The organism is Pseudomonas putida, assembly GCA_041071465.1.
In the GTDB taxonomy this organism is placed as follows: domain Bacteria; phylum Pseudomonadota; class Gammaproteobacteria; order Pseudomonadales; family Pseudomonadaceae; genus Aquipseudomonas; species Aquipseudomonas putida_P.
Window position 1 is genome coordinate 5359548 of record CP163498.1, and the last position, 20108, is coordinate 5379655.

General features: G+C 62.8%; 14 protein-coding genes. All 14 read left to right on the forward strand.

Going from position 1 to position 20108, the window contains the following annotated elements:
* The first annotated feature begins 561 nt into the window (after window positions 1–561).
* The 14 genes from AB5975_24665 to AB5975_24730 all read left to right on the forward strand — a co-directional run bounded on the left by AB5975_24665 (window position 562) and on the right by AB5975_24730 (window position 20067).
* The gene (locus tag AB5975_24665) at window positions 562–1311 is read left to right on the forward strand and encodes a hypothetical protein (protein XDR19661.1); all 750 of its coding nucleotides are present in this window, start codon (window positions 562–564) and stop codon (window positions 1309–1311) included.
* A 64-nt stretch (window positions 1312–1375) separates the two neighbouring features.
* Window positions 1376–1915, forward strand: coding sequence for a type VI secretion system contractile sheath small subunit (gene tssB, locus AB5975_24670; protein XDR19662.1), 540 nt, complete (start codon window positions 1376–1378; stop codon window positions 1913–1915).
* A gap of 14 nt (window positions 1916–1929) precedes the next feature.
* Window positions 1930–3432, forward strand: a complete 1503-nt coding sequence (tssC, locus tag AB5975_24675; GenBank protein XDR19663.1) for a type VI secretion system contractile sheath large subunit — start codon at window positions 1930–1932, stop codon at window positions 3430–3432.
* A gap of 26 nt (window positions 3433–3458) precedes the next feature.
* Window positions 3459–3944, forward strand: coding sequence for a type VI secretion system baseplate subunit TssE (gene tssE, locus AB5975_24680; GenBank protein XDR19664.1), 486 nt, complete (start codon window positions 3459–3461; stop codon window positions 3942–3944).
* Entirely contained in the window at window positions 3944–5764 is a 1821-nt protein-coding gene (gene tssF / locus AB5975_24685; protein ID XDR19665.1) for a type VI secretion system baseplate subunit TssF, read from the forward strand. The genes tssE and tssF overlap by 1 nt, the downstream gene beginning before the upstream one ends.
* Window positions 5728–6798 carry a type VI secretion system baseplate subunit TssG gene (tssG, locus tag AB5975_24690; GenBank protein ID XDR19666.1) on the forward strand — a complete coding sequence of 357 codons (1071 nt, stop codon included), beginning with the start codon at window positions 5728–5730 and terminating at the stop codon, window positions 6796–6798. The genes tssF and tssG overlap by 37 nt, the downstream gene beginning before the upstream one ends.
* A complete protein-coding gene (gene tssH / locus AB5975_24695; GenBank protein XDR19667.1) occupies window positions 6795–9380 on the forward strand; it encodes a type VI secretion system ATPase TssH in 2586 nt (861 codons plus the stop codon). The genes tssG and tssH overlap by 4 nt, the downstream gene beginning before the upstream one ends.
* 24 nt (window positions 9381–9404) lie before the next feature.
* Window positions 9405–10127, forward strand: coding sequence for a type VI secretion system lipoprotein TssJ (gene tssJ, locus AB5975_24700; GenBank protein XDR19668.1), 723 nt, complete (start codon window positions 9405–9407; stop codon window positions 10125–10127).
* Window positions 10124–11467: a type VI secretion system baseplate subunit TssK gene (gene tssK / locus AB5975_24705; GenBank protein ID XDR19669.1), complete on the forward strand. Its 1344-nt coding sequence runs from the start codon at window positions 10124–10126 to the stop codon at window positions 11465–11467. The genes tssJ and tssK overlap by 4 nt, the downstream gene beginning before the upstream one ends.
* A complete protein-coding gene (icmH, locus tag AB5975_24710) occupies window positions 11464–12180 on the forward strand; it encodes a type IVB secretion system protein IcmH/DotU (GenBank protein ID XDR19670.1) in 717 nt (238 codons plus the stop codon). The genes tssK and icmH overlap by 4 nt, the downstream gene beginning before the upstream one ends.
* 30 nt (window positions 12181–12210) lie before the next feature.
* Window positions 12211–16008 (forward strand): type VI secretion protein IcmF/TssM N-terminal domain-containing protein, encoded by a 3798-nt coding sequence (locus tag AB5975_24715; protein XDR19671.1) that lies wholly within the window; start codon window positions 12211–12213, stop codon window positions 16006–16008.
* Complete coding sequence (gene tagF, locus AB5975_24720; protein XDR19672.1) at window positions 16005–16913, forward strand: type VI secretion system-associated protein TagF; 909 nt, start codon at window positions 16005–16007, stop codon at window positions 16911–16913. Before AB5975_24715 ends, tagF begins: the two co-directional genes overlap by 4 nt.
* Window positions 16910–19405, forward strand: coding sequence for a type VI secretion system membrane subunit TssM (gene tssM / locus AB5975_24725; GenBank protein ID XDR19673.1), 2496 nt, complete (start codon window positions 16910–16912; stop codon window positions 19403–19405). The genes tagF and tssM overlap by 4 nt, the downstream gene beginning before the upstream one ends.
* Before the next feature lie 143 nt (window positions 19406–19548).
* A complete protein-coding gene (locus AB5975_24730) occupies window positions 19549–20067 on the forward strand; it encodes an Hcp family type VI secretion system effector (protein XDR19674.1) in 519 nt (172 codons plus the stop codon).
* Window positions 20068–20108: the final 41 nt, after the last annotated feature.

The window sequence follows — 20108 nt, forward strand, 5'->3', positions numbered from 1 at the left end:
GTATTACGTGGCCATTCAGTCCGGTCGCGGCGTGAAGATCCAACGCCCCGATTGAATGTCGCCGCACAGCCTCGACAGCTATGAACGCCTCTCGCCTCTAGTTCAACAGGTTGACGGGCGATAGCATCCCTTCACAGGTGCCTGAGCCACGCCATATTCCGTCGCACTGCCATCATTCCACCTTGCCTTGTCATCACCCCGCCAAGCACTCGGTCGCCGCAAAAAATGGGACCTGATTCACTTTTTGAAAGATATTTTTGCCGATAATTTTCATCGATCTCCGGCCCTACTCGCCCCCCAAATTTAGGGCTTGAGCCGCCGTTCCCCGCGCCCCGGCCCCATCGCCAATATCACAGCGCCATTATTGCGCCGCGTCACAATACGAGTAATAAATCGCCCCCTTCGCCGGAACTTCTTCCGCAGTGAGGTGCCCTACTCGGCATTGCTGGCAACACAATATTCATGTGCCAGCACTCAAATTTACCGCCGCCGAAGGCTCTATTTCAGGTCCGCGCCATTGGCGTTTCAGGACGATCAAGCAGGCACATGGACGATGCACCGATGACCCAGACATTCGATGTCGAAGCACTGATCAAGCTGCGTAGCCAGACGCGGGCGATCTCCGATGCGCTGAAGGCGCAGGCGGCGGATTACCTTGCCACCGTGGCGCCGCTGATCCGTCCGCAAACCCTGTTTGGCGAATACCTGCAAGGCGCCCAACGCAGCAGCGGGCGCGAAACCCAGGGCCATTTCCAGTCCCTGATCGAACTCTACGATCGCATCGGCTCGGCCGCGCCATTCCAATTGGTCAGCGAATTGGAAGTGCCGCTGAACCTGATCAGCACCACCCCCGAACTGTTCCCGCTGGAGTACGACAAGGCCCTCGCACAGAGCGGCCAGGTCATCCGCATCACCAGCCCGACACGCTGGGTGGTGGGCTTCCACACCTTCGAACTGGCGCGGTTTCGCAACGTCATCAAAGACCCCAACCGCAGCAGCGCCGAGCTGTACCGCTTCGTGGTGCACTACCTGGTGCTGTTCTACTGCCTGAGCAAGTCGCCAGGCCTTGGCCGGCTGTTCGAAGGCCTGCGCTACAGCCTGAGCTTCGAGCGCCTCAAGGGCTTTGGTGACTTGCCGTTCTGCGTCATCAGCTCGCCGGTGCGTTCGGAACTTCCCGACGATTCGGTCATCCGTAGCAGCACGCAAATTGCCGGCAACACCAGCTTCGAAGAGCTGGTGGGCCGCGACAACATTCTGGAAATGAACGACGACATCCGTCAGCGCCTGCTGCTGACGATCGAAGGCCTGTAACCCGCAACGCCCCTTACCGGGCCGCGCAATGATTCGCAGCGAACTGCTCGCACTGGAGAACACGATGGCGAAGAAGGAAAGCACTCAGCACAAACTCGACCGCGTCCGCGCGCCTCGGGTCCATATCACCTACGACGTGGACATCGGCGATGCCATCGAGAAAAAGGAGCTGCCCTTCGTCGTCGGCGTACTGGGCGACTTTTCCGGCAACCCGCTGGAGCCGCTGCCCAAGCTCAAGGACCGCAAGTTCGTCTTCATCGACCGCGACAATTTCAACGGTGTGCTCAAGGGCATCAAGCCACGCCTGACCTACCGCGTCGACAACACCCTGGCCAAGAACGGCACCCAGCTGGGCGTGGAGCTGAACTTCAACAGCCTCGAAGACTTCGAGCCACAGAACGTGGTCAAGCAGGTGGAACCACTGCGCAAGCTGCTGGAAGTGCGCAACAAGCTGGCCGACCTGCGCAACAAGATGGGCGGCAACGACAAGCTCGAAGAGCTGCTGATGGACGTGCTGCAAAACACCGAAAAGCTCAAGACCCTGGGCAAGGAATTCGGCCGTGAAGCCGAAGTGAAAGACCCATCCAGCAGCGATCGCGCCTGAGCAGGAGCCTTAACATGACCGACAAGCAAACCGCACCGCAACAGGCCGGCGAACTGGTCGAAGTGGAAAACTTCGCCCCACAGCCCTCGCTGCTGGACAGCATCATTTCGCAAAGCCGCGTGGCCCGTTCCGACACCGAACGCAACCGCACCCGCGACCTGATCGGCGAACTGGTGAACCAGATGCTCGAAGGCGAGATGACCCCGAGCAAGGACCTGATCGCCGTGCTCGACTCGCGTATCGCCGAAATCGACGCGATGCTCTCCGAGCAGATGAACGAAATCATGCACGCTCGCGAGTTCCAGCAGCTGGAAGCCTCCTGGCGTGGCCTGAAGTACCAGGTAGACCAGACCGAAACCAGCACCACGCTGAAAATTCACCTGCTCAATGCCTCCAAGAAAGACCTGGTACGTGATCTGAAGGCTGCCAGCGAATTCGACCAGAGCGCACTGTTCAAGAAAGTCTACGAAGAAGAGTACGGCACTTTCGGTGGCGCGCCGTTCGGCATGCTGATCGGCGACTACGAATTCAACCGCAACCCCGAAGACATGTACCTGCTGGAAGAGATCTCGCACGTGGCCGCAGCGGCGCACGCGCCGTTCATCTCCGCCGCCTCCCCTGAACTGTTCGGCTGGGACTCGTTCACCGAGATGTCCGGCCCGCGAGACCTGGCGAAGATCTTCGACACCGTCGAATACGCCAAGTGGAAATCGTTCCGCGCATCGGAAGACTCTCGCTACGTCGGCCTCACCCTGCCCCATGTGCTTGGCCGCCTGCCGTATGGCCCCGATACCACGCCGGTGGAGGAATTCAACTTCGTCGAAAGCGTCGACGGCCGTGACCACAACAAATACCTGTGGATGAACGCCGCCTATGCCCTTGGCACCCGCGTCACCGATGCCTTCGCCCGCTACGGCTGGTGCGTAGCCATCCGCGGCGTGGAAGGGGGCGGCCTGGTCGAAGGCCTGCCGACCCACACCTTCAACACCGACGATGGCGAAATCGCCCTCAAGTGCCCGACCGAAATCGCCATTACCGACCGCCGCGAAAAAGAGCTGTCGGACCTGGGCTTCATCCCCCTGGTGCACTGCAAGGGCACCGATTATGCCGCATTCTTCGGCACCCAGTCGGCGCAGAAGCAAAAGCAGTACAACACCGACATCGCCAATGCCAACGCACGCCTGTCGGCCCAACTGCAATACATCTTCGCCACCTCGCGTATCGCCCACTACATGAAGGCGATCATGCGCGACAAGATCGGCAGTTTCGCCTCGCGCATGGACGTGGAGCGCTTCCTCAACCAGTGGCTGGCCAGCTATGTGCTGCTCGACGATACCGCCAGCCAGGAAGCCAAGGCCAAGTTCCCGCTGCGTGAGGCCCGCGCCGAGGTGTTCGAGGTGCCAGGCAAGCCAGGCGTGTACAAGGCCGTCACGTACCTGCGCCCGCACTACCAACTGGACGAACTGACCGCCTCGCTGCGGCTGGTCGCCGAGCTGCCACAAGGCGCGCGCGGCTGACAGCCCGCTGTGTACAGGGATGACACATGAGTAACCAGGCCCGCCTGCTGCCCTCGCTGCTCGACGACCGACTGCTGGACGACCGTCCCTATCAGTCGGCCGAGCCGGCCGCGCAGCGTACCTGCTCGCTGGCCGAGTACAAGGCCAGCATCGTCCGCGACCTGGAAGTGCTGGTGAATACCCGCCAATCGCTGGTCGCCGAGGCGCTCGACGGTTTCAGCCAACTCGGTGGTTCCATCCTTGAATACGGCATGCCTGACTTCATCAGCCGCAGCGTGCTCGACCCACACGATCGTCGCCTTATTCAGCAGCAACTGGAGCGTGCGATAAGCACCGGCGACCGGCGCTTTCGCCGGGTCCGTGTGCAGCTCTTGGCCCAGCAGGACGGCCACCGCATGTTGACCTTCCGCGTGGACGCCGTGTTGCGTCTGCAGGACATCAGCCGCCAGGTGTCGTTCGACGCCGTGCTGCAGGTCAACACCCAGGAATACAAAGTGCAGAACCTCAACTGATGCTCGACGAACTGCTGCCCTACTACGAAAAGGAACTGTCGCACCTGCGCTTCCTCGGCCAGGAGTTTGCTGCGCAGTACCCGAAAATCGCTTCTCGTTTGCTGATCGAGGGCGACAACTGCGAGGACCCGCATACCGAGCGCCTGATCGAGGCGTTCTCGTTCCTTTCTGCGCGGGTGCACAAGAAGCTCGATGACGAGTTCCCGGAAATCGTCGAATCCTTCCTCGAGGTGCTGTACCCGCATTACCTGCGCCCGACCCCGTCCATGTCGATTGCCGAGTTGAGCCTGGGCAGGCATGAGAAAGTCACCGAGGCATACCACGTGGCGCGCCATACCGAAATGCATGCCAATGCCGTCGAGGGCGTGGTGTGCAAGTTCCGCACCTGTTACCCCGTAGAGCTGTGGCCGATTGCCGTGCAGCAGGCCTCGTTCGCCGAAATGGAACGCTCGGCATTCAACGGCCACAGCGCCGACCTGGTCGCACGCCTGCGTATCCGCCTGACCGCCACAGGTGATGCCCTGTTCGGGCAGATGGAAATGGACCGCCTGCGGTTTTTCCTCGACGGCGAAGCCACGCTGATGCTGCATCTATATGAGTTGCTGTTCAACAACCTGGCCAAGGCCACCCTGAGCTTCCACGACGAGGGCCGCAGCCGTGAAGTCGCGCTGCCAGCCGGTGCGCTAAATGCCGTGGGTTTTACCCGTGACGAAGGCCTGGTGGATTACTCCGAGCGCTCGTTCCTGGGCTACCGGCTGCTGCACGAGTATTTCACCTTCCCCGACAAATTCATGTTCTTCGACCTCAGTGGTTTTGCACGCATCCTGCAAGGCAAGGCTATCGAGCAGGTCGAGATCAATTTCTATTTTTCCGACTACGACCTCAGCGAGCGCCTGGCGCGGCTGACGCAGAACATCGGGCGCAACAATTTCAAGCTCAACTGCACGCCAATCATCAATCTGTTCCGCCAGCAGGCCGAGCCGATCAAGCTGACCCACACCCAGCACGAGTACCCGGTCACGCCTGATACCCGGCTGCACAACGCTGCCGAAGTGGTGTCGATCGACCGCGTGCGCCGGGTGCGCAAACTTGGCGGCATCGACCAGGTCACCACCTGCCTGCCGTTTTTCGAGCCCCGTGGCGAACAGGACCCGCACAGCAGCTTCTGGGTCGCCCGTCGGCGCAATCAGGGTGACGCCACGGCCATGAGCATCCGCGTGGTCGACCGTGACCTGGAGCTGATCGGCGCCAGCAGCGACACCCTCAGCATCGGCCTCACCTGCAGCAACCGCGATGTGCCGCTGATGCTGCCGTTCGGTGGCGAGCGTGGCGATTTCAACATTCCCGCCAACTCGGTAATCAAGGACATCCGCTGCCTGCGCAAGCCCACTGCCACCGTGCGCGTGCCCTTGGGAAAAGGCTTGATCTGGCGGCTGATCGCGCACCTGTCGCTGAACCATATGTCGCTGGTCAGCCAAGGCCGCGAAGTGCTGCTGGAACTGCTGTCGCTCTACAACTACCGCAACGTGTCGGCCATCCGCAAACAGATCAATGGCATCAAGGCCATCAGCAGCGAGCCAGTGGTTGCGCGCATCGGCCATCCGCGGCCGAATTTTGTGCGGGGCGTAGGCATTACCCTCACCCTCGACGAGCACCAATACACCGGCAGCGGCGTGTTCCTGTTCGGCATGGTGCTGGACCACTTCTTCGGCCAGTACTGCTCGATGAACAGCTTCACCCAACTGACCCTGCGTACCCAACAACGAGAAAAGAGAGTCGTCCAATGGCCAGCACGCACTGGCGATCAGCCCCTGGTCTGATCGATCAGGCCCGAGCCGAGCCGCACCGATTCGAATTCTTTCAATTGGTGCGCCTGCTCCGCCTGCACTACAGCCGCACCGGTCGCATGGACCTGGCAACCCGGCCCCATGAAGACCCGCTGCGTTTCCGCACCCAGTTGTCGCTGGCATTTCCGGCCAGCGAGGTCAGCGACCTGCACTTTGAGCGCGAAGGCAAGCTATCGCCGGCTGGCCTGCCACTGTCGGAAGTGCAGGTTACCTTCATGGGCCTGGTCGGGCCGTCGGGCGTGCTGCCGCGCCCGTATACCGAGTTGCTGCTCGAGCGCCATGTGCAATACCGCGACGATGCCGCCCATGCGTTTCTCGACATCTTCTCGCACCGTATGACCACGCTGTTCTACGAGGCCTGGCAAAAATACAAGTTCCATATCGAGCACGAGCGCAATGGCACCTCGGGTTTCGATGGCTACCTGCTCAACCTGGCGGGCTTCGGGCCGCGCGCGCAAAAACTGAAGTTCGAAGAACAACCGTCAGTATTGCGTCGTGAGCTGTTCAGCTATTTTGCCGGCCTGCTCAGCCAGAAGCCGCGCAATGCGCTGAACCTCGAACGGATGCTCGGCTTCTATTTCTCGTTGCCGATCCACGTCAAGCAGTTCGCCGGTCGTTGGTTGCACCTGCCGCCTGAACAGCGCACCCAGCTTGGGCGGCGCAACGCCCAGCTCGGCCAAAGCGCCGTAGCGGGCAAGCGAACCTGGGATTACCAATCGTGCATTCGCATCGAGCTGAGCCCACTGAGCCTGGCCGATTACCAGCGTTTTCAGCCGGGCACCGAGTGCTATCGCAAGCTGGTCGAGTTGGTGCGCTTCTATATAGGTGCCGGGCTGGACTTCGAAATCGCCCCGCGCCTCAAGCGCGAGGCAGTGCCACGCGCCCAGCTCGGCCGCAAAGGCAATGTCGCCTTGGGCTGGATGGGCTGGCTCAAACGCCCTGGCCGTGACGCGGAGCCTTCGCGTTGCGCCGTTTTCCACATTCCTTACGATGGGGTCGCCTTGTGAACCTGAAGTCTCTGTTCGCCAAGCTAAACGAAACCAGCCGCACGGCCACCGAAAGCGCGGCGGCCCTGTGCCTGTCGGAGCATCACTACGATGTCGAGGTTGAGCACCTGCTGCTGCAACTGCTCGACAGCAGTGACAATGACCTGGCACCGATCCTGCGCCACTATGAGGTCGTCACCGAGCGCCTGCAGGCGCAACTGGTCACCGCCCTGGGCACCTTCAAGAAAGGCAATACCCGTACCCCAGCGCTGTCGCCGCACATCACCCGCATGATCGAGCAGGCCTGGTTGCTGGCATCGATCGAGTATGGCGTTGGCCAAGTACGCAGCGGCCACTTGCTGCAAGCCCTGCTTGATGATGCCGAACTGCGCCGAGTGGTGATGGCTTCGGCACCGGAGCTGGAAAAGATCAATGCCAATGACCTGCGCCTGAACCTTGCCGCACTGGTCGAAGGTAGCGCCGAGTCGCGGCAGGCCAGCCCCGCGGCGCCAGTCGCCAGCAGCACTAAAGCTGGGGGCAAGACCCCAGCGCTGGACCAGTACACCGTCAACCTTACCCAAAGTGCCCGCGAAGGCCGCATTGACCCAGTCTTGGGCCGCGAGTTCGAAGTGCGGCAAATGGTCGACATCCTCACCCGTCGCCGGCAAAACAACCCGATTCTCACCGGTGAAGCCGGGGTCGGCAAAACCGCCGTGGTCGAGGGCCTGGCCCTGAGAATCGCCCAGGGCGATGTACCAGCGGTGCTCAAGGATGTGGCCCTGCACACCCTTGACCTGGGCCTGCTGCAGGCGGGCGCCGGGGTAAAGGGCGAGTTCGAAAACCGCCTGAAAGCGGTCATCGAAGAGGTCAAGCGCAGCCTGCACCCGGTCATCCTGTTCATCGACGAAGCCCACACCCTGATCGGTTCTGGCGGCCAGGCCGGGCAGAACGATGCCGCCAACCTGCTCAAGCCGGCCCTTGCCCGTGGCGAACTGCGTACCATCGCCGCCACCACCTGGGCCGAATACAAGAAGTACTTCGAGAAAGACGCCGCCCTCGCCCGCCGCTTCCAGGTAGTAAAGGTCGAAGAACCTGATGAAGACAAAGCCATTCACATGCTGCGCGGGCTACTGGGCAAGATGCGCGAGCACCACAAGGTGGCGGTGATGGACGAAGCGCTGGTACAAGCGGTGCGCCTGTCCAACCGCTACATCACCGGCCGCCAGCTGCCCGACAAAGCCGTTAGCGTGCTCGACACCGCCTGCGCCCGCATCGCCCTGGCGCAGTCGTCGCAGCCAGGCTTGCTGGAAGACTGCCGTCGGCAGATCGACAACCTGCAGGCAGAAATCGCCGTTCTTGGCCACGAAGCGGGCAAAGGCCATGACCATGCCCGTCGCCTAGGCGAGCTGCAGGCCGCGTTGCAGACCGAACAGCAGCGCGAGCAGCAGCTCATCGCGCAGTGGCAACAGGAGCTGGAACTGGTCGAGCAACTCAAGGCACTGGATGCCGCCAACGACACCGACGCCGAGCAGCTCAATACCCTGCGCGCCGAACTGGCCCGTGTGCAAGGTGACCAGCCACTGGTCCACGCCCTGGTCGACAGCGGCGCCATTGCCCAGGTCATCAGCGGCTGGACCGGCATCCCGCTGGGCAAGATGCTGCGCGACGAAATCGATACCGTACAGCGCCTGCCGGCCCTGCTGGGCGAGCGCGTACTGGGCCAGGACCATGCCCTGCAGGAAATCGGCAAACGCATCAAGATTTCCCGTGCGCGCATGGAAGACCCCAACAAACCCATCGGCGTGTTCCTGCTGCTCGGCCCCAGCGGCGTCGGCAAGACCGAAACTGCCCTGGCCCTGGCCGATACGCTGTACGGCGGCGAGCGCAACCTGATCACCATCAACATGTCCGAGTACCAGGAGGCCCACACCGTGTCGAGCCTCAAAGGCTCGCCCCCCGGCTACGTCGGTTACGGCGAAGGCGGCGTGCTGACCGAGGCGGTACGCCGCAAACCCTACAGCGTGGTGCTGCTGGACGAGGTGGAAAAAGCCCACCCCGACGTACTCGAACTGTTTTTCCAGGTCTTCGACAAGGGCGTGCTGGACGACGGTGAAGGCCGCGAGATCAACTTCCGCAACACAGTGATCATCCTCACCTCCAACACCGGCACCGAACGCATCATGCAAACCTGCCTGAATGCCACCGAGCTGCCAACGCCAGAGGCCATCGTCGAAGGCCTGCGCAACGAGCTCAACCAAGTGTTCAAGCCGGCGTTTCTCGGCCGCCTGAACATCGTGCCGTTCTACCCGGTGCAGGACCAGATCCTCGAGCGCATCGTCGCCCTCAAGCTCGAGCGTATCGCCAAGCGCTTCGCCCGCAACCACCAGGCCGAGTTGGGCTACGACGAGGCGCTGGTCAAAGCCATCGCCGCCCGTTGCACCGAGGTCGACAGCGGCGCACGCAACATCGACAACATCCTGTCGCAAACCCTGATGCCCGAGCTCGCCCAGCGTGTGCTCGAACGCATGGCCCAGGACACACCGATCGAGCGCCTTGTGATCGAACTGGGCAGCGATGGCGATTTCGCCTATCGCCTGGCCTGACCAGTACCCGGAGGTTTAGCCGTCATGCAACACAAGCACATCGCCTTCAAGCGCCTGACCACCGCCGCCCTGCTGCTGGCGCTGGCGGGCTGCGGGGTCACCGACCGTATCGGCAAACGCATGGAGGACAGCTGGGCGGCCGACATGCTGGCTGACAGCGAGAAGGTCATCCTGACCTCCGACGGCGGCAACCAGCTCAACCCCGATACCGAGGGCAAGCCGCTGTCGGTGGTGATGCGCGTGTACCAGCTGACCGACCTTGAGCGCTTCGCCGCAACCGATGCCGAAACCCTGTGGGATACCCCGGAAAAGGCACTGGGCAATACCCTGGTGGAAGCCCGCGAGATCACCCTGCTACCGGGCATTGGCCAGATCGACCAGTGGCCTCTGGCCAATAGCGCTCGCTACGTCGGCGTGGCGGCGTTCTTCCGTGATGAACAAGGCGCACGCTGGAAAGTCGCCTTCGACGCAAACTCGCTGCGCAAGGACGGCATCTGGTTCTCATCCGACGGGCTGCGGGTACTGGTGGATAAAACCGAAATCAGTGCCATGCGGGGCGTGGATGTGCTGAACAAACCCCCGACTGCCGACCAGCTCGCGGCGGCGCAGAAGGCCAAGGATGCCGCCCCGACGCTCACCGACAAGGTGCAGGACGCGGTCATCCAAAAAGCCAGCGACGCCGCCAGCCAGTCGGCCAGCAACGCCATGGATTCAACCTTCAACTCTTTAGTGGATAGCGTCAAATGAGCAAGCAGAGCCGGGTGATGTGGTCGGAAGGCATGTTCCTGCTGCCCCAGCACTTCCAGTACCAGGACGAGTTCCACCAGCACCAGTTGGCTGAGGCGACCCTGCGCAGTACTCCTTTCCATTGGGGTGTACAGGCGCTGCAGGTGGACGAAGACGCCCTGGCCAACGGTTCGCTGCAGCTCAAGCGCCTGAAGCTGGTGTTCCCTGATGGCAGCCTGTACGACGCTCCGCAGCACGATCCGCTGCCGGCCGCGCGTGACCTCAAGGACCTGCTCAAGGCCAACGACCTGAAGGTTTATGCCGCGCTCAAGCTGCCCGAGCCATTCGGCCTCAATTACGTCGAGGATGGCCACGAGCACAAGGCCGCACGGCGCTTTCGCAAGCAGTTCGACACCCTGCCCGACCTTAATGAAGGTGAGCTGGAGAACGAGATCACCAGCCTGCGCCTGAACGTGGTCATGCTGGTCGACGGCGACAGCCTCGATGGCTACAGCTACTGCCCGCTGGCGAAGCTGACACGCAACAGCATGGGCGGCTTCAACCTCGACCCGCATTTCGTCCACCCTACCCTGCACCTGGGCAGCCACGAAACCATCGCCAGCCTCGGCAAACGCCTGCTCGGTGCCCTGCAGGCCAAGAGCAAGGCGCTGTCCGGCCGACGCCGCGAGCGCGCCGACCAGATCGCCGAGTTCGGCTCCAGCGACGTCACCTTGTTCTGGCTGTTGAACACGGTCAACCGTGCCCACCCGCAATTGGCGCATCTGCTGGCCCATCCGCGCCTGCACCCGGAGCGCCTGTACCTGTTCCTCGTCGACCTGGCCGGCGGGCTCCTGACCTTCACCCTGGACACCCAGCTCAGCGACATCCCCGAGTACGACCACCAGGACCCTGCGGCATCGCTGGTGAAACTGGACGAAATGATCCGCGTAATGCTCGACAACGTGGTGCCCAACCAGTGCATCGTCATCAACCTGACCCAGACCAAACCGTCCCATTGGCAAGGCCAGCTGCACGACCCACGCCTGGCCGAAGCCGACTTCTATATTGCCGTGCACGCCGACATGCCCGGTGCCAGCCTGCTGGAACTGGTGCCCCGAGCGTTCAAGGTCGGCTCGCCGGAAGACATCGAGGTGGTGGTCAACAGCGCCATGCCTGGCGTCACCCTCAATCATGCCGCGCGGTTACCGAACGCGATTCCGGTGCGCCTGGATAACCAGTATTTCGCCATCGAGCCGCACGGCACTGTGTATGAGCGAATGATCAATGCCCAGGCCATCTGCTTCTATGCGCCCAGCGCCTTTACCAACCTCAAGCTTGAACTGATGGCGGTGCTCAAATGACCGAAGCCGTACTGCAACAGGGCGCCGTCGCGGCCGCCAACGACAAACCGACGCTCAAGGACCTGGTCCAGGACTTCATCAGCATGGCGCTGATCGTACGTCGCGGCCGCCAGGTCACCTCGGTGCCGGCCTTCGAGGGCAGCGTAGAACGCTTCTTCGCCAACCTGGAGCGGGATGCCCGCGCGGCCAACTACAGCGTCGAGCAGGTCAAGGACACTCAGTACGCGCTGTGCGCGTTCCTTGATGAAAGCGTGCTGCGCTCAGGCGACAACGCGCTGCGTCGGCATTTTGAGCTGCAGCCGTTGCAGTTCCGCTATTTCGGTGTGCACCTGGCCGGGGAAGGTTTCTTCGAAAAAGTCCAAGCGCTGCGTGCTGACACCAAGCAAAACGTCGATGTGCTCGAGGTCTACCACCTGTGCCTGGCCCTGGGCTTCGAGGGCAAGTTCAGCCTTGGCCAGAAAGACCAGCTGCGTTACCTGGCCAATACCCTGGGCCAGGACATTGCCCGCTACCGCAAGGCGCCCAAAGCGCTGTCACCGGACTGGGCACTGCCCGACCAGGTGTCGCAGATGCTGCGCCATGAAGTGCCGCTGTGGGTGTATCTGGCGCTGATCGCGCTGGTCTGCGTCGCCGTGTACCTGACGCTTGACTGGTTGCTGGACAAGGACGTTGCCGCCCTGTCCGAACAAATCCGCCAGCTGTTCAGTGCCTGAGCACACATCAGGTAGCCGAGTCAGGAAGACATGAAAACATTACTGCGTCTGTTGAAGAGTTTCTGGGTGCTGCTGCCATTGCTGTGGCTGGCGAGCCTGTTGATTGGCTGGCTGGTCGCGCCGCTGGTGCCGTGGCTGCGTCATCACGTACCTGAAGCGCTGGCCATCATCAGTGCCTGCTTCCTGCTGGTGATCGTGCTGCGCCAGTACCAGCGCATCCGCGCCGAGCACAACCTGGAGAACCTGCTGCAAATCGAAGTCGACCGCTCGTGGAACGCCACGGGTGAGTTCCGAGACCAACAGGTATTGCGCGAGCGCCTGAAGCACGCCATCGCCATGCTGCGCACCGATCGCTCAGCCGGTGGCGGCGGCAAGGCGGCGCTGTCCGACCTGCCCTGGTACCTGGTGGTGGGCATGTCCGCTGCCGGCAAGACCTCGCTGCTGACCCATTCCGGTCTGTCGGCCAGCATCGCCACGGCCAACGACAGTGAAAGCGGTACCCAGCATTGTGACTGGTACTTCAGCCCCGACGCCGTAATGATCGACACCGCCGGGCGCTACTTGCGCGACGACCAGTCAGCCAGTGAGTTCTCGGCCTTCCTGCGCATGTTGCGCAAGCAACGCGGCAAGGCGGCGATCAATGGCTTGGTGCTGGTGGTCAGCCTGCCCGAGCTGCTGGCGGCCAACAGCGATGAGCGCAATGCCCTGGCGGCGCAGCTGGTGGCACGGGTAGAAGAATACGCCGAATGCCTCGACGCCAACCCGCCGGTCTACCTGATGCTGAGCAAGACCGACCAGTTACCGGGCTTCAGCCAGGCATTCGACGGCCTCGACCTGCATGAGCGCCAGCAACCGCTGGGCATGACCTTTGGCCTGTCGGAAATCCGCAACAGTGGCCTGCACGCCGTGCTGCAGACGCGCCTGAAGAACTTGCAGGGTCACGTTCGCCAGCACGTCGATGCGCAGATGATCGCCCTCGGCGCCGAGGCCGACAGTGCGCTGTTGAACTTCCCGCAGTACTTCGCCGCACTCAGCGATGTACTCGAGCAATTCCTCGACCACTTCACGCGTGGCCATCGCGGCGGGACCCCGCTGCTGCTGCGTGGCCTGTACTTCACCAGTGCGCTGCAGACCGGGCAGCAGCTGGGACAAGTCTATGAAGACGTCATCGCCGACGAGTTCGCCTTGCAAGCGGCCTACGATGAGCCTGCCGAACGTGCTGGCAAACCCGTGGGCAACCGCAGCTACTTCATCACCGACACCTTCCGCCAGGTGATATTCCCGGACCGCGACCTGACCTTGTACCAGTCACGCCTGGGCCGGCAGGCCACGTTCAGCCCGCTGTTACTGGGCCTGGCCGTTGCCACGGGTGTCCTGTTCATCGGCTGGCAGGCATTGTCGTTCATCAACAACCGGCAGTGGCTCGATGGCTTGCGCGGGCAACTGGCGCAGATCGAACATGCGCAGGATCGCGAGCAACTGCTGGCCGCAGGCAAGGGCCTGGAAGTGCTGCGCGAACAGATGGCGGTAGTCGAAGCCCATCGCCTGCAAGGCGTCCCCCTGCCGTTGGCTGCTGGCCTTTACCACGGTGAAGCAGTCCATCAGGTGAGCAGTGCCGCATACCTGGCGCAACTGCGCAGCCAGGCGCTTGAGCCGATCACCCGCAGCCTGCAAGTGCAGATGCGCGCGTTCAACACATTCGCCAACGGCATCAACCAGGAACTGGAGTTCACCCCAGCGCCGCTGCCTAAAAAACGCAACGGCAAGCCTCTCGCCCCTGCCTTGGCCGCCAAGGCCACAGCAGCCAACACCCGCCTGGGTGGCTACGCCGCCAAGGTCAACCTGGCCACCGCCAGCGATGCCGCCGAGCTGTCCGCCACCACCGGTGGCCTGTCGTTGTCCGAAGAAATGCTCGGCCGACTTGACGAACAGCAGGTGGCCTCGATCATCGACGCCTACAACACGCTCAAGCTGTACCTGCTGCTGACCGAGCCCCAGATACATCCAGATCCGGCCTTCGTCGCTGCCAGCCTGCCCCAGGCCTGGACAGGTGCAGCCGCTGAAGGGGCCCCGGCCGACGCCGGGGTAATCGAAGAAAACGCACCGCTTTACGTGCAGTTGCTGGAGCAAGGCCAGGCGCCGGCACTGCCGCGCAACGAGCAACTTATCGACGAGACCCGGCAGAACCTCAAGGCATTCATGATCTCCAGCTCGCTGGTCGATCGTGAATACCTGCGCCTGCAACTTGAGTCGAGCCGCCAGTTCCCGACGTTGAGCCTCAACGACCTGGTGCCGCAACCGGGCCGTGCGCTGCTGTACGGGTCCGCTGGCGTGCCAGCAATCTACACGCGCCAGGGCTGGGACACCTTCGTCAAGCCCGAACTGATCAAGCTGGTGTCGGGCAACCTGCGCAACGAGTCGGACTGGGTGCTGGACGGTGAAGGCGGCGACGCGCTCGTGCAAAAAGCCAACTTCGTGCGCGAGTTCATGACCCGCTACAAGCGCGACTACACCCAGGCCTGGTACAAGATGGTCAGCAGCGTCGGTGTGCGCCACTTCACCGACCTGGCCTCGGCCACCGAGCAACTGGGCCTGCTCAGTGACGTGCAGAACTCGCCTGTGAAAAACCTGCTGGCGGCGGTCAATGACAACACCCAGTGGGACCTGCCGACCAAGCACGCGATCCCGGCCCCTGGCGCCGCTCGCGATGACGGTTTCTGGAGCAAGGTCACAGGCTTGTTCGACACCGAGAACGCCCTGCCCACCAGCGTCGCCCCGGCCTTGCCGGCGGTGGACGACGGCAGCCTGGCCAAACGTTTCGAGCCGGTGGCGCGAGTGTTTGCGCAAAACAACGCCGAAGGCGCCGACAGCACCATCATGGACCGCTACCTGGCCGCCTTGCGCAAGCTCAAGGTACGCATGAACAACATCCAGCGTTCGCAGGATGTGGGCAAAAGCAGCAAGCAGCTGATCAGCGAAACCTTGGAAGGCCAGCCAAGCGAAGTCACCACCGTACGCAACTATGTGGAGAGCAGCGTCGACACCAGCCAGGACGGCTTGTCCCGCTCACTGCAGGGGCTGTTCAGCCTGCCCATCCAGTACGCCTGGGCGACCCTGCGTGACCCGGCCGGCCAGCAGATCGCCAAGGCCTGGGCGCAACAGATTGCCAAACCGTGGGAACAGGTCATGGCGCACCGTTACCCGATTGCCGGCGGCAGCAACAATGAAGCGTCGGTGAAAGACCTGCAACGCTTCGTCGACCCGGACAGCGGCCTGCTGCCCGCCTTCAAACGTAACGAAATCGGCAACCTGGCCGGCGGTGAGGGCCTGGGTGTGGGCGACAGCAAGGGGCCAGCGCTGGTCAACCCTGGCATGCTCAACAGCATCGACAAGGCCAGCTCGGTGGGCCAGGTGATCGCCAGCCTGTCTGACCGTGACAACGGCTTCGAGATCATGCTGGAGCCGTCGGCCAACTTCACCGACATCGTGTTCACCCTCGACGGCCAGGAGCAGCACTACCGCAACGGCCGTAGCAGCTGGAACCGCTTCGCCTGGCCGGGCACCAACAACGCACCTGGCGCACGCCTGGACGTAGTGACCCTGAGCGGTGCGCGGGTGACCGTGTTCGACTTCCCGGGGCGCTGGGGCTTGCTGCGTATGAACGAAAGCGCCCGCGTAGACGACCTGGATGGCATTCAGCAACGCTTCAGCTGGAACACCGCCAGTGGTCGCGTGAGCCTTGTGGTGCGCAACTTTGGCGGGGTCAAGCTGACCGACCTGGGTGACGTCAAGGCGCTGAGCGCCCTGAACGACAGGGGCGGCCAATGATCGGTTGTTTCGGCAAGCTACCGTCGAGCGCGGACTTCGTCAGCCTGCATGGCGCGGCGGAGGAAGTCTGCGAGTTCGACGCCTGGTTGCAGTCATCGCTGGCGGCCATGCGCCACTGCGATGACTGGCAGGCGTTGTTCGACGCGCTGCCGGTGTGTTTCTTCAACTACCGCGCACGCAACGGCAACTGGCTGCTGGGTGGCCTGCTCAGCTCGCGCGATGCCAGTCAACGGCGCTACCCGTTTTTCATCTTCCAGTTGCTCAAGGGTGAAGCAGGCACTGCACAGGTCAACCCGTACACCCTTGGCGAGCTGTTCAGCGCACAGATCAAGCCATTGCTGCACCAGGCCGTGCAAGGCGCTGGCAGCGCCAGCCTGTTCGAGCGGATCAAGGCCTTGCGCCCGCTACAGGGCCAGGACCTTGACCTGTTCCGCCGCGTGCACACCAAGTTTCTCCACGATTACAGCCTGACTGATGTCGCCCGAGCCCTACACGGTTCCTGGCCAAATTTCGACAGCGCCACCGCCCTGGCCCACCTGCAGATCAGCCGGGCCGCGCTGCATGGCGATTTTGCAGGCGGTATCGAGTTGCCGCTGCCGGCCGAACGTGGCCTTAAAAACCCTACGGCCGACCTTTGGCTGACCTGGCTCACCCGCATGAGCCGGCAACCCGACGTGCCGGCGGTAAGCCTGCTGGTCGACGATTTCATGCACCCGCGGCTGTACTGCTTCCCGTCGCGCCACGCCAACAGCGCCTACCGCCTGCTCAGTGAATGCGCCGACACACATCAGCACCTGAAGCTGCTCAACCCGCTACCAGGCGCACCACGGCAGCACAATTACGACCGACCTCTTGAACACGTCATCGACCAGTTCGTCGATGCACTGGATGCGACGCCTGTATGAACAAGATCAAGTACTACTGCCTGCGCTACCAACCCTACCTGCTGGGTGTGGCGTTCTTCCTGGCGATCTTCCTGGTCTGGGCCATCGGCCGTGCATTGGGCTTTGCCTCGCTGCACAGCTTGCTAGCGGGTATCGGTGCGTTTCTGCTGCTGTCGGCGGGCTATGTACTGTTGCTGTACCGCGGTGCTGGCCAGCACCACAACCTCGAAGGCTTGCTGCGCGACGACGCCGACCAGGCCGTACTCAGCGCCACCCCGGCCGACCGGGAAGAGGTCAGCCTGTTGCGCGAGCGCCTGCTGCAGAGCATCGAGCGCCTGCACAGCAACAAAGCGCGCGGCGCCTCGGCCAAGGACGCGCTGTATGCCCTGCCCTGGTACCTGGTGATCGGCCAGCCGGCCGCGGGCAAGAGCACGATGATTCTGCAGTCGGGCCTGAACTTCCCCTACGCCGAGCGCGAAGGCGCACGGGTCGCAGGCCTGGGCGGCACGCGCAACTGCGACTGGTTCTTCAGCTCCGAAGCGGTGCTGCTGGACACCGCCGGGCGCTACATGAACAGCCCCGAAGAAGCCGGCAAGTGGCGTGGCTTCTTGCAACTGCTGCGCCAGCACCGCCAGCGCCGCCCGCTCAACGGTTTGATCGTCAGCGTCAGCATCGCCGACATCCTGCATGGCTCGGCCGAGGACCAGGAGCGCGTGGCCAAACGCCTGCGCGAACGCATCCAGGAAAGCTGCGCACTGCTCGAAGTGCGCCTGCCCATCTATCTGGTCTTCACCAAGTGCGATCTGATCCCCGGTTTCACGCCGTTCTATCGCCAGCTGGACGACGCTGCGCGTGGTGAAGTGATGGGCAAAACCTTCTCGCACAAGGGTTACGAGCAGGCCGACTGGGGCCAGCGCTTTGGCAACGCGATGGACGAGCTGGCCAGTTACTGGCGACAGGTGGCTGGCCAACAACTGGTACACCAGGACATTCAGGTCACTCGGCAGAACAACGCGGCCTATCGCTTCCCGCTGGAGCTGGCCGCGCTCAAGCCGCGCCTGCAGCAATTCGTCGACAGCCTGTTGCGTGCCAACCCCTACCAGAATGCAGAGTTGCTGCGCGGGTTCTATTTCACCGCTGCGCTGCAAGCCGACGAGGCCCAGTGGGGCAGCCACGGCCAGCATGTGGCCGAACGCTTCGCACTCGAGCAGGTTGAAGGTTCTGGCACTGCCGGCAGCCAGCCAGCCCCCCTGTTCATCAACAGCCTGTTCCGCAAGGTCATCATTCCCGACCAGCACCTGGTGGCGCTGTACACCAGCAACCACCGCGAGCGCCGGCGCAAGGCCGGCTGGGTTGGCGCCGCCGGCCTGGCAGCGCTGGTGCTCTGCAGCCTGTGGGGCTGGTCGTACCTGAACAACCGCGCCACCCTGGCCAGCATTGCCGGCGAGCTGGCTCAGGCCAAGGCCGACGACCAGGCTGGCAGCGGCCAGTACACCGCCTGGAGAAGCCTTGACCGCTTGCGCTTCTGGGCCGCGCACTACTATCAGCAACACCACGAGCAGGGCGTGCCGCTTGGCATGCGCCTGGGCTTGTACCAGGGCCATGCGGTCGAGCCGCTGCTGCGCAGCCGCTACTTCGCCACGCTGCAGAACGTGATGCTCAAGCCCACGGCCGATAACCTGACCCGTACCCTGTACCTGTTGACCACGCTCAAGGTCTACCAACGCAACACCCGCGAGCTGCAGCCGGTAAGCGGCGTCGACAGTGTCGAGGCCGAGGCGCTGCCGCATGATAACCGCGCTCAGTCGATCGCCGACTTCGGCAAAGCAACCCTGGACACCTACGTGATGCTCTCGCAGGCAATGCGCGAGAAGGCTGACCCTGCGTTCCTCAAGGCGCACCTACCGGACTACTGGTACCCAGCCATCGCCCGCCACACCGGCAAGCGCATGGCCGCAGCCGGTAGCGACGCCAGCGGCGACCAGGACTACCTGTACGCCAGCCGCCAGATCACCTTCTACAGCGACCAGATCCGTGAGCCGGACGTGCCACGCATCCTCGACAACGCCTTCCTGATGTCCAGCTCACGCAACTACATCGACAGCCTGCGGGCCCAGTCGCTGCGCTCGATCGAGACCATCACGCTGGAATCCGACACCCTGTTCGCCTTTGGCCGCGCCGACTTCCAGAGCCTGAAGAACGAAGGCCAGAACCAACTGAGCGCGATTGCCAGCAAGCTGTTGAACACCCCGAACATCGGCAAGGTGGTCATCTCTGGCCACGCCGACCAGCTCGGCGACAGCCAGGGCAACCTGCAGGTTTCGAAGCAACGGGCGCAAACCATCCGCACCTACCTGGTCGGCAAGGGCGTGCCCGCCGAGCTGGTGGTCGCGCAAGGCGAAGGCAGCCGCAAACCACTGGTCAACTGCGACATGCAACAACCGCGGGCGCAATTGATCAAGTGCCTGGAGCCCAACCGCCGGGTGGAAATCGAAGTGCGTGGGCTGAACTGAGCCACGCCGCAAGAACCGGTCGCCCGGGCCTCACAGGAGGAGGCCCGGGTGGCGGCAAGCTACCTCTGCCGGTATGCCCGGCGAGGTCAAAACCAAGGGGCGCATGAGCAACCCTTTACACGTTGTTAATGGAGAGTTTCACAATGGCATTTGACGCGTATATCCAAATCGACGGCATCCCAGGCGAAGTACTGGATGAAAAACACAAGGACTGGATCGAAGTGCTGGGCTACGAGTACGGCGCCACCCAGGCAACCTCGGCTACCGCCAGCTCCTCGGGTGGTGCGTCTTCCGAGCGTGTTGCCCTGAGCGACTTCAAGATCCGCAAGGCCGTCGACAAGGCTTCGGCCAAACTGTTCGAGCACTGCTGCACCGGCAAGCACATCGCCAAGCTGAAGCTGAACGTGAACCGCGCCGGTGGCGACAAGGTCACCTACCTGACCATCGACATGGAAGAAGTCGTGGTGTCGTCGGTCAAGTTCATCGCCGGTGGCAACCAAGGCGGTGAAGACAAGGCGGTCAGCGACCTGCCTGTAGAAGAAATCAGCTTCAACTTTGCCCGTATCAAGACCACCTACACCCAGCAGAACCGCACCGACGGCCAGGCCGGCGGCAACATCGTCGGTGGCTGGGACCGTACCGCGAACAAAGTGTTCGCCTAAGCCATGGGCCGCTTCGGCGGCCTGTACTGCGCGGCGTGCCA

Excerpts from the sequence above, each read along its gene's own strand:
- AB5975_24715 (XDR19671.1), top strand. The coding sequence starts at position 12,211 with ATGAAAACATTACTGCGTCTGTTGAAGAGTTTCTGGGTGCTGCTGCCA.
- tssF (XDR19665.1), top strand. The coding sequence starts at position 3,944 with ATGCTCGACGAACTGCTGCCCTACTACGAAAAGGAACTGTCGCACCTG.
- tssC (XDR19663.1), top strand. The coding sequence starts at position 1,930 with ATGACCGACAAGCAAACCGCACCGCAACAGGCCGGCGAACTGGTCGAA.
- icmH (XDR19670.1), top strand. The coding sequence starts at position 11,464 with ATGACCGAAGCCGTACTGCAACAGGGCGCCGTCGCGGCCGCCAACGAC.
- tssM (XDR19673.1), top strand. The coding sequence starts at position 16,910 with ATGAACAAGATCAAGTACTACTGCCTGCGCTACCAACCCTACCTGCTG.
- tssG (XDR19666.1), top strand. The coding sequence starts at position 5,728 with ATGGCCAGCACGCACTGGCGATCAGCCCCTGGTCTGATCGATCAGGCC.
- AB5975_24665 (XDR19661.1), top strand. The coding sequence starts at position 562 with ATGACCCAGACATTCGATGTCGAAGCACTGATCAAGCTGCGTAGCCAG.
- tssK (XDR19669.1), top strand. The coding sequence starts at position 10,124 with ATGAGCAAGCAGAGCCGGGTGATGTGGTCGGAAGGCATGTTCCTGCTG.
- tssJ (XDR19668.1), top strand. The coding sequence starts at position 9,405 with ATGCAACACAAGCACATCGCCTTCAAGCGCCTGACCACCGCCGCCCTG.
- tssB (XDR19662.1), top strand. The coding sequence starts at position 1,376 with ATGGCGAAGAAGGAAAGCACTCAGCACAAACTCGACCGCGTCCGCGCG.
- AB5975_24730 (XDR19674.1), top strand. The coding sequence starts at position 19,549 with ATGGCATTTGACGCGTATATCCAAATCGACGGCATCCCAGGCGAAGTA.
- tagF (XDR19672.1), top strand. The coding sequence starts at position 16,005 with ATGATCGGTTGTTTCGGCAAGCTACCGTCGAGCGCGGACTTCGTCAGC.
- tssE (XDR19664.1), top strand. The coding sequence starts at position 3,459 with ATGAGTAACCAGGCCCGCCTGCTGCCCTCGCTGCTCGACGACCGACTG.